The following is an 8,168-nucleotide window of genomic DNA, read 5'->3' as shown; positions in this document are numbered from 1 at the left end:
GATTTGAAATATAGAACTATTTTAAGTGTATTATTTGTTTAATCATTTTAAATATAGCTCTTGCTAGGTATATTTGTTTATCAATATTGCCTATTATTATTGTTATAACTGTTTTTTTCTAAGTATATTTTGCTATGTGTATTTTAGAAAATATCTAGTAACTGGAATTAAGACTTTTTGCTTTAGCAAGAAGTCTTTTTTTGTTATCTATTTATTAAAGTGAATATTTGTTATGAATAGGGAATGAAAATAAGAATTAGTATTTTTGACAACCTAAATAAATGTGAATTATGAAATATAGTCGTCTTACAAAAGAGCAATTAGAAGAATTACAACCAGAGTTTGTAAACTTTTTAGCTAGTCAGCAGATTGATAAGGAGGAATGGGATCGTATTAAAACTGAAAAACCAGAAGTAGCGGAAGAAGAACTTGACGTATTTTCTGATTTGATATGGGAAGGTGTTTTGCAGAAAGCTAATTTTTTAGAACACTATTCTAAGAATCATATCTTTTTATTTAGTTTTGACGATAAAGAAATTCACACAATTGTAATAAAATCATTAAAACCTGATGTTGATTTTTTGAAAAAAGAAGGTTTGGAGTGGTTAAGCGATGCTGTGTTTACTGATGAAATAGAAGTTAAACATGGTGGAAAAGCTTTTGGTGAAGATAGAAATAGTGAAGTTTTTGATATTATAAAACAAGGAGCAATTTTAAGTGATGGTGTTTTATACAATCAGTTTAAAGATATGCTTAAGTTATAATTATTATGGCGATAAAAGAAAAGATTGAAGCGCTGAGAAAAGAATTGAATGAACATAATTATAATTATTATGTTTTGGATAATCCCACTATCTCAGATTTTGATTTTGATCAAAAATTAAAAGAATTAGAAAAATTAGAATTAGAGAATCCTCAATATTATGATGCGAGCTCACCTACATTACGTGTTGGTGGAATGGTTACTAAAAATTTTGAGACAGTCGCACATCGCTATCGTATGTACTCTTTAGATAATTCTTATTCAAAGGAGGATTTGATAGATTGGGAACAACGTATTCAACGAATATTAGGGGATGTGCCGATTACATATACATGTGAATTAAAATATGATGGTGCGTCTATTAGTATTACTTATGAGAATGGTGAACTAGTACGTGCTGTAACTCGAGGTGATGGTATTCAGGGAGATGATGTTACTAATAATATTCGTACTATCCGCTCTGTGCCAATTCGCTTAAAAGGTGATTATCCACCTAGTTTTGATATTAGAGGTGAAATAGTGTTGCCATTTGCTGGATTCGAAAAGATGAATCAGGAGCTTATCGAAATAGGTGAGACACCATATTCTAATCCTCGTAATACTGCATCAGGTAGTTTAAAATTACAGGATAGTGCTGAAGTTGCTAAACGTCCATTAGATTGCTTGCTTTATTATGTAGTAGGAAATAATTTAAACTTTGAAACGCAGTTTGAAGGATTAGAGAAAGCTAGGAGTTGGGGATTCAAGGTGCCTACGGTTTCTAAGTTAGCAAATAATATGGAAGAAGTTTTTGCTTTTATTGCTTACTGGGACGAACATCGTCATGAATTACCATATGAGACAGATGGAGTTGTAGTAAAAGTGAATTCATTACACTATCAAGAAGAATTAGGATATACTGCTAAATCTCCAAGATGGGCAATAGCTTATAAATTTAAGGCTGAACGTGTAGAAACTAAATTAAATACGATTACTTATCAAGTAGGTCGTACAGGTGCAATCACGCCAGTGGCAAATCTAGAGCCTGTCCAATTAGCAGGAACTATAGTGAAACGTGCTTCTTTACATAATGCGGATCAAATCGCTAGACTAGATATACGCGTAGATGATATGGTGTATGTAGAAAAAGGAGGGGAGATTATTCCAAAGATTGTTGGTGTAAATAAAGAGGCTAGAGGAGTAGATTCACAGCGTACAATCTATATTAAAGAATGTCCTGAATGTGGTACAAAACTAAAGAGAAGTGAGGGTGAGGCACAACACTACTGTCCTAATGTATATGGTTGTCCTCCGCAAATTGCGGGTAAAATACAGCATTTTATCTCTCGTAAAGCGATGGATATAGAAGGATTAGGAGAAGAAACAGTTATGCTGCTTTACAAGAATAACTTGGTTACTAATTACGCTGATTTATATGAATTAAAAAAGGAACAAGTTTTGCCATTAGAACGTATGGCAGAGAAATCAGCAGATAATTTGATTAAGGGGATTGAGGCTTCTAAGCAAATACCTTTTGAACGTGTTTTATATGCATTAGGAATTCGATATGTAGGTGAGACAGTTGCTAAAAAATTAGCATATCATTACAAGAATATTGATGCGCTAGCACAAGCACCATTGATGGAGCTAATAATGGTTGATGAAATAGGAGAGCGCATTGCACAAAGTGTTATAGATTTTTTTAGTAATTCTGTAAATAAAGAGATTATTGAGCGTTTGAAGTCTTATGGAGTACAATTTGTATTGGAAGAGAAAGAATCAACAGTCATTTCTGATCGATTAAAAGATAAGATAATTGTCGTTTCAGGTATTTTTAGCAAGATGTCTAGAGATGAAATGAAGCAAGCAATAGAAGATCATGGTGGTAAAAATGGTAGTTCTATTTCTTCAAAAACAGATTATGTCGTTGCAGGAGATAAAATGGGGCCTTCAAAACTTGAAAAAGCAAATAAATTAGGTATAAAAATATTGAGCGAAGATGAATTTTTAGAGATGTTGCAATAAATCGATGTTAAAAAGAATATTTGATTTGTGAAATTTTTTAAATTTACAAAAACGCGTTAATATGGTGTTCAATGCCTTAAAGAGAAAAGCAATAAGAAAAATTGTCGATAAAGAGGTTTTGCTATCTGTCCCCCAAGATTACAATTATCAATTATCTCAGGTAGGTATTGTATTGGAAAAAGGAGATGAAGAAGGGTTAGCTAAAATGGTGTCTGCTTTGAATGCTAATGGAGTGAAAACAGATAATATAACTGTTTTAATTTTTGATAGTAAAAATTCAAAACAAGAGCAAGGAGATAATTTTTTTAGATTAAGAGATTTTGATTCTTCAGGAAATATGAATAAAACACAAGTGTTGGATTTCGTGAATAAACCTTTTGATCTATTAATCAGTTATTACAAGGAGGATTCAGCTGCAATGTTATGGGTAACAAGTAAGTCTAAAGCATTATTTAAGACTGGGATCGCTTCTGTGTCATCTAGTGTCAATCATTTTAATATTGATTTACACCATATGGATGGCGGGAATTTTATAAAATTATTATTTGAATATATAAATATTTTTAAGAATTAGTTTATTTATGATGCAATCATTAAGAGGAACAGGAGTAGCGTTAATTACTCCTTTCAATCAGGATTTATCCATTGATGTAGCAGCTCTAGAAAATTTAGTGGAGTATGTTATTGAAGGTGGAGTAGAATACCTAGTTGTTTTGGGAACAACTGGTGAATCTGTTACTTTGACAACAGATGAGAAAAATCTTGTCAAGCGCACTATCATAAAAGCTAATAAGAAACGTTTACCACTTGTTCTGGGTGTAGGTGGAAATAATACGCATTCAGTATTGTCGGAATTAACAGATGAAAATCTTGAAGAATTTGATGCTATCTTGTCTGTGTCGCCATATTATAATAAACCTACTCAAGAAGGGATTTATCAACATTTTAAAGCAATTGCTGAAAAAAGTCCTTTGCCTATTATTCTATATAATGTACCTGGTAGAACAGGGAGTAATATGGAGCCTAGAACAGTCCTACGTTTAGCAACTGATTTTAAAAATATTATTGGTATTAAAGAAGCCGCTGGTAATTTAGTTCAGGGAATGAATTTGATTTCACAAAATAAAAGAGATGACTTTTACGTTATATCTGGAGATGATGCAATTGCTTTACCATTAACTCTAGCTGGAGGAGCAGGAGTTATTTCTGTTATTGGGCAAGGAATACCTAATGAGTTTAGTGAAATGATTCGCTTAGGTTTAGAGCGAAAAGTAGATGAAGCCTTTGTTTTACAATATAAAATGATGCCTATAATAGACATGATTTTTGAGCAAGGAAATCCAGCAGGAATTAAAAAGATTCTTGAGCTGGCAAATGTATCAAAAGATATTTTGCGTTTACCATTAATAAAGGTAGATACTGATCTAGGGTCACGTATTGAACAAGAATATGTGAAGTTTAAAAAATAAAAAATATACAATATGTTATCAGATAAATTACAAAGTGCATTAAATGAGCAGGTTAAAATAGAAGGGGATTCTTCTCAGATCTATTTAGCAATGGCATCTTGGGCAGAAGTTCAAGGATTTGAAGGAATAGCAACATTTATGTTTGCACAATCTGACGAAGAGCGTCAACATATGTTGAAATTAGTTAAGTATATTAACCAAAGAGGTGGAGAAGCTATTATTCCTGCTGTTACTAAACCAGAATTAGATCATACTTCTTTTAAAACATTGTTTAAGCAATTGTTTGAACACGAAGTATTTGTTTCTCAAAGTATTAATGAGTTAGTGCATATCGCTTTAGAAGAAAGAGATTATGCAACTCATAACTTTTTACAATGGTATGTTGCTGAGCAAATTGAGGAAGAATCAACAGCTCGTACTATCCTAGATAAGATTAATTTAATAGGAGATGACAAAGGTGGATTATATTTATTTGATAACGATATCAAAGGATTTAATCAACAAGGAACAGCTACAGCACCTGCTGCTAATTAATTAAAAATAAAAATTATAAAAGGAGAAGATGTCAAAAAAAATGACATCTTTTCTTTTTAGTATAAAAAGGTTTTTGTATAATGCAATTATATAACTAAATTTGCATTTGCTTTTTAGTAACTATAAGGAAGACTTTTGTTTAAAAACAACAATAATATATGAGAAAATATATAGGCTTATCTCTTTTAATGCTAGCTATGGTAGGGTGTAGCCCTATGCAGAAAGCGTTGAAATCTGAGGATCTAGAGTATAAAAAAGAGGTGGCAAACCAATATTATGAACAAAAGAAATACAGACGTGCATTGCGTTTATATGAACAGTTAGAGACTGCTTATCGCACCAGACCTGATGCTGAGGATATGTATTTTAATTTTGCTGAAGCTACTTATATTACTAAAGATTATGAATTATCTGGTCCGCGTTTTAGAATGTTCGCAGCTAGTTATCCAAAAAGTGAAAAAAGAGAAGAAGCTTTACTAAAAGAGATTAAATCTATTGTTAAGTTATCGCCAGTTTATTCTTTAGACCAAACGAATACTTATTTAGCAATAGAGAAGTTACAAAAGTTTATTGACTTGTATCCTTCATCTGACTTTATTTTTGAAGCTAATTCATTGATGATGGAGATGAATCGAAAGTTAGAGAAAAAGGCTTTTGAAAATGCAAAACAATTAAATACAATAGGTGAATGGACTAGAAATTATAGTGCAGCTATCTTAGCTTTAGATAACTTTATCTATGATTATCCAGGAACAATCTATAAAGAGGATGCCTTGTATTATAAATTTGACTCTGCATATCGTTTAGCAATGAATAGTGTTTACAGTAAAATGGAATCAAGATTAAAGAGTGCTAAATCGATGTATGATATATTGATTCGCTATAAAGAAGATACTAAGTATAGAAGTAAAGCGGACAGTATGATGGAAGATATAACAAAAGAATTAGAGAAATTTTCAAAATAATTTAAGCGAGAGATGGATTTAAAGAAAACAAATGCTCCGGTAAATACAGTAACTTATAATAAAGTTCAAATTGAAGAACCTGTAGGAAATATTTACGAAGCTATTACGATTATTGCTAAGAGAGCAAGTCAAATCAACACAGAGATAAAGAATGAGTTGATTGAGAAATTAGAAGAGTTCGCTACTTATAATGATAGCTTAGATGAGGTTTTTGAAAATAAAGAACAAATAGAGGTTTCTAAATTTTATGAAAAACTACCAAAAGCTCATGCATTAGCAGTGGAGGAATGGTTAGAAGATAACGTGACTTTTAAAAAAGTAGAGAAATAATTTAACTAAGAGAAATGTCAGTGTTAAGCGGAAAGAAGATAATACTAGGAGTAACTGGTGGAATAGCCGCTTATAAAACGGCAAACTTAGTACGTTTACTTATAAAAGCAGGTGCCGAGGTCCAAGTGATCATGACACCTGCTTCTCATCAATTTGTTACCCCATTTACATTATCTACATTATCAAAAAAGCCAGTATATACTAACTTCTTTCAGTCTAGTGGAGAAGGTACTTGGAATAATCATGTAGAATTGGCATTATGGGCAGACTTAATAGTAGTAGCTCCTGCTACAGCTAATACTCTTTCAAAAATGGCAAATGGACAATGTGATAATTTATTATTAGCAGTTTATTTGTCAGCAAAATGTCCGGTTTATATTGCTCCTGCAATGGATTTGGACATGTATGTGCACCCATCTACAGAAAGAAATCTTATTATACTTGAGGGATACGGTAATGCTATCATACCAGCAGAAGAGGGTGAATTAGCAAGTGGTTTGATTGGTAAAGGTCGTATGGCTGAACCAGAACATATAAAACATTTTCTTGAGGATTCATTGAGTGTTTCATTACCATTAAAAGGGAAGACTGTATTAGTGACCGCTGGTCCTACATATGAACCAATTGATCCTGTTAGATTTATTGGTAACCATTCTTCTGGAAAGATGGGATTTGATATTGCTAATGAATTAGCTAAGAAAGGGGCAGAGGTAATATTGGTTTCAGGACCTACAAACCAAAATGTGAAAGAGAGGAATATTAAGCTTATTAATATTCAATCAGCAAAAGAGATGTATGATGCTTGTCATGCAAATTTTGAAAAAGCTGATGCAGTTGTTGCAGCAGCAGCAGTTGCTGATTATAGACCCAAACATGTAGCTTCGCAAAAGATTAAAAAAAATAGCGAAGACTTTACCATTGAGATGGAGAAAAATCCTGATATCTTAGCTTCTTTAGGTATCATCAAAAAACAACAATTTCTAGTTGGTTTTGCTTTAGAAACTGAAAATGAGATTGAGCATGCTAAGATGAAGATTGAGAAAAAGAATTTAGATTTGATTGTTTTAAATTCTTTAAATGATAAAGGAGCAGGTTTTGGTAAACCAACAAATAAAGTTACCTTTATAGATAAAGATTTTAATTTGGAAGCAATGGAATTAAAATCAAAAGAGGCAGTTGCAGAAGATATTGTTCAGAAAATTATCAACCATTATGCGTAAACTAATTTGGCTATTTTTATTTTTTTTTACAGTTCAAAACTTTATAGCTCAAGAGCTAAATGCTACTGTAAATATTAATCATAGTCAAATCGGAAATAGTAATCAAGCTTATTTTAAGACATTAGAAAAATCACTTAAAGAATTTATAAACTCTACTAGTTGGACTTCTCGTAAGTTCTCAGCTGTTGAGCGTATAGATTGTGTCTTTATTCTTAATGTAAGTTCATTTAGTAATAATACTGTTTCTGGCAGTTTACAAGTACAGTCTACTCGACCTGTTTATAATTCAACATATGCTACACCATTATTGAACTTTAACGATAAGGATATTACGTTTTCTTATATTGAGTTCGAAAGCTTGTTCTATAATCCAAACTCTTTTGACTCTAATCTAGTAAGTTTGATTGCTTTCTATGCTAATATGATTATTGGATTAGATGCAGATAGTTTTTCCCTAGAAGGAGGAACTCCTTATTATCAAACAGCAGCTACATTAGCCTCAATAGCACAGCAATCAAATTATAAAGGATGGAAGCAAGGCGATGGTACTAATAATAGATATTACTTAGTTAATGATTTAATTGCAGGAACTGGTAAGCCTTATAGAGAGGCTTTGTATCATTATCATCTGAATGGATTAGATCTAATGGCTAATAACGTAGAAGATGGTAGAGATGGCATTAATACTGCTTTAAGTGATTTAGTAGCTATGCATAATAATCGTCCTAATTCTTTTTTAATGCGCATTTTCTTTGATGCAAAAACTGAAGAATTAGTCAATATTTATTCAGGTGTAACTGATAAGAATAAGAAAAAGGTAATTGAAACTTTGAATAAAATTGCACCTTTGAATTCTACAAAATGGAATAGTTTATAGTCTAAA

The 8,168-nt window shown here is 31.8% G+C and carries 9 protein-coding genes; all 9 read left to right on the top strand.

Annotation, left to right across the window (positions count from 1 at the left end; genetic code table 11):
- The first annotated feature begins 290 nt into the window (after positions 1–290).
- The 9 genes from RH98_RS08315 (at position 291) to porD (ending at position 8,162) form a co-directional block, all read left to right on the top strand.
- Positions 291–764, top strand: a complete 474-nt coding sequence (locus tag RH98_RS08315; protein WP_010252937.1) for a DUF6495 family protein — start codon at positions 291–293, stop codon at positions 762–764.
- Positions 765–769: 5 nt separating this feature from the next.
- A complete protein-coding gene (gene ligA, locus RH98_RS08310) occupies positions 770–2,767 on the top strand; it encodes an NAD-dependent DNA ligase LigA (protein ID WP_010252935.1) in 1,998 nt (665 codons plus the stop codon).
- 61 nt (positions 2,768–2,828) lie between these two features.
- Positions 2,829–3,341: a DUF6913 domain-containing protein gene (locus RH98_RS08305; RefSeq protein ID WP_010252934.1), complete on the top strand. Its 513-nt coding sequence runs from the start codon at positions 2,829–2,831 to the stop codon at positions 3,339–3,341.
- 10 nt (positions 3,342–3,351) lie between these two features.
- Positions 3,352–4,236 (top strand): 4-hydroxy-tetrahydrodipicolinate synthase, encoded by an 885-nt coding sequence (dapA, locus tag RH98_RS08300; RefSeq protein ID WP_026038812.1) that lies wholly within the window; start codon positions 3,352–3,354, stop codon positions 4,234–4,236.
- Positions 4,237–4,248: 12 nt separating this feature from the next.
- Positions 4,249–4,770 (top strand): ferritin, encoded by a 522-nt coding sequence (locus RH98_RS08295; protein ID WP_010252929.1) that lies wholly within the window; start codon positions 4,249–4,251, stop codon positions 4,768–4,770.
- Between the two features lie 158 nt (positions 4,771–4,928).
- Positions 4,929–5,735: an outer membrane protein assembly factor BamD gene (locus tag RH98_RS08290; protein ID WP_010252927.1), complete on the top strand. Its 807-nt coding sequence runs from the start codon at positions 4,929–4,931 to the stop codon at positions 5,733–5,735.
- 12 nt (positions 5,736–5,747) lie between these two features.
- Positions 5,748–6,065, top strand: coding sequence for a DNA-directed RNA polymerase subunit omega (locus RH98_RS08285; protein ID WP_010252925.1), 318 nt, complete (start codon positions 5,748–5,750; stop codon positions 6,063–6,065).
- A gap of 14 nt (positions 6,066–6,079) precedes the next feature.
- A complete protein-coding gene (coaBC, locus tag RH98_RS08280) occupies positions 6,080–7,285 on the top strand; it encodes a bifunctional phosphopantothenoylcysteine decarboxylase/phosphopantothenate--cysteine ligase CoaBC (protein WP_010252923.1) in 1,206 nt (401 codons plus the stop codon).
- On the top strand, positions 7,278–8,162 hold the full coding sequence (porD, locus tag RH98_RS08275) for a type IX secretion system protein PorD (RefSeq protein WP_010252921.1): 885 nt from the start codon (positions 7,278–7,280) through the stop codon (positions 8,160–8,162). The genes coaBC and porD overlap by 8 nt, the downstream gene beginning before the upstream one ends.
- Positions 8,163–8,168 lie beyond the last annotated feature (6 nt).

The sequence above is a fragment of the Myroides injenensis M09-0166 genome (genome assembly GCF_000246945.1).
In the GTDB taxonomy this organism is placed as follows: Bacteria; Bacteroidota; Bacteroidia; order Flavobacteriales; family Flavobacteriaceae; genus Flavobacterium; species Flavobacterium injenense.
The sequence above is the reverse complement of the archived record's forward strand: the minus strand, read 5'-3'. Positions and strand labels throughout refer to the sequence as shown.

What these genes read in the sequence shown, in the direction of transcription:
- RH98_RS08305 (WP_010252934.1), top strand. Translation starts at nt 2,829, where the DNA reads ATGGTGTTCAATGCCTTAAAGAGAAAAGCAATAAGAAAAATTGTCGAT.
- RH98_RS08295 (WP_010252929.1), top strand. Translation starts at nt 4,249, where the DNA reads ATGTTATCAGATAAATTACAAAGTGCATTAAATGAGCAGGTTAAAATA.
- RH98_RS08290 (WP_010252927.1), top strand. Translation starts at nt 4,929, where the DNA reads ATGAGAAAATATATAGGCTTATCTCTTTTAATGCTAGCTATGGTAGGG.
- ligA (WP_010252935.1), top strand. Translation starts at nt 770, where the DNA reads ATGGCGATAAAAGAAAAGATTGAAGCGCTGAGAAAAGAATTGAATGAA.
- RH98_RS08315 (WP_010252937.1), top strand. Translation starts at nt 291, where the DNA reads ATGAAATATAGTCGTCTTACAAAAGAGCAATTAGAAGAATTACAACCA.
- porD (WP_010252921.1), top strand. Translation starts at nt 7,278, where the DNA reads ATGCGTAAACTAATTTGGCTATTTTTATTTTTTTTTACAGTTCAAAAC.
- dapA (WP_026038812.1), top strand. Translation starts at nt 3,352, where the DNA reads ATGCAATCATTAAGAGGAACAGGAGTAGCGTTAATTACTCCTTTCAAT.
- coaBC (WP_010252923.1), top strand. Translation starts at nt 6,080, where the DNA reads ATGTCAGTGTTAAGCGGAAAGAAGATAATACTAGGAGTAACTGGTGGA.
- RH98_RS08285 (WP_010252925.1), top strand. Translation starts at nt 5,748, where the DNA reads ATGGATTTAAAGAAAACAAATGCTCCGGTAAATACAGTAACTTATAAT.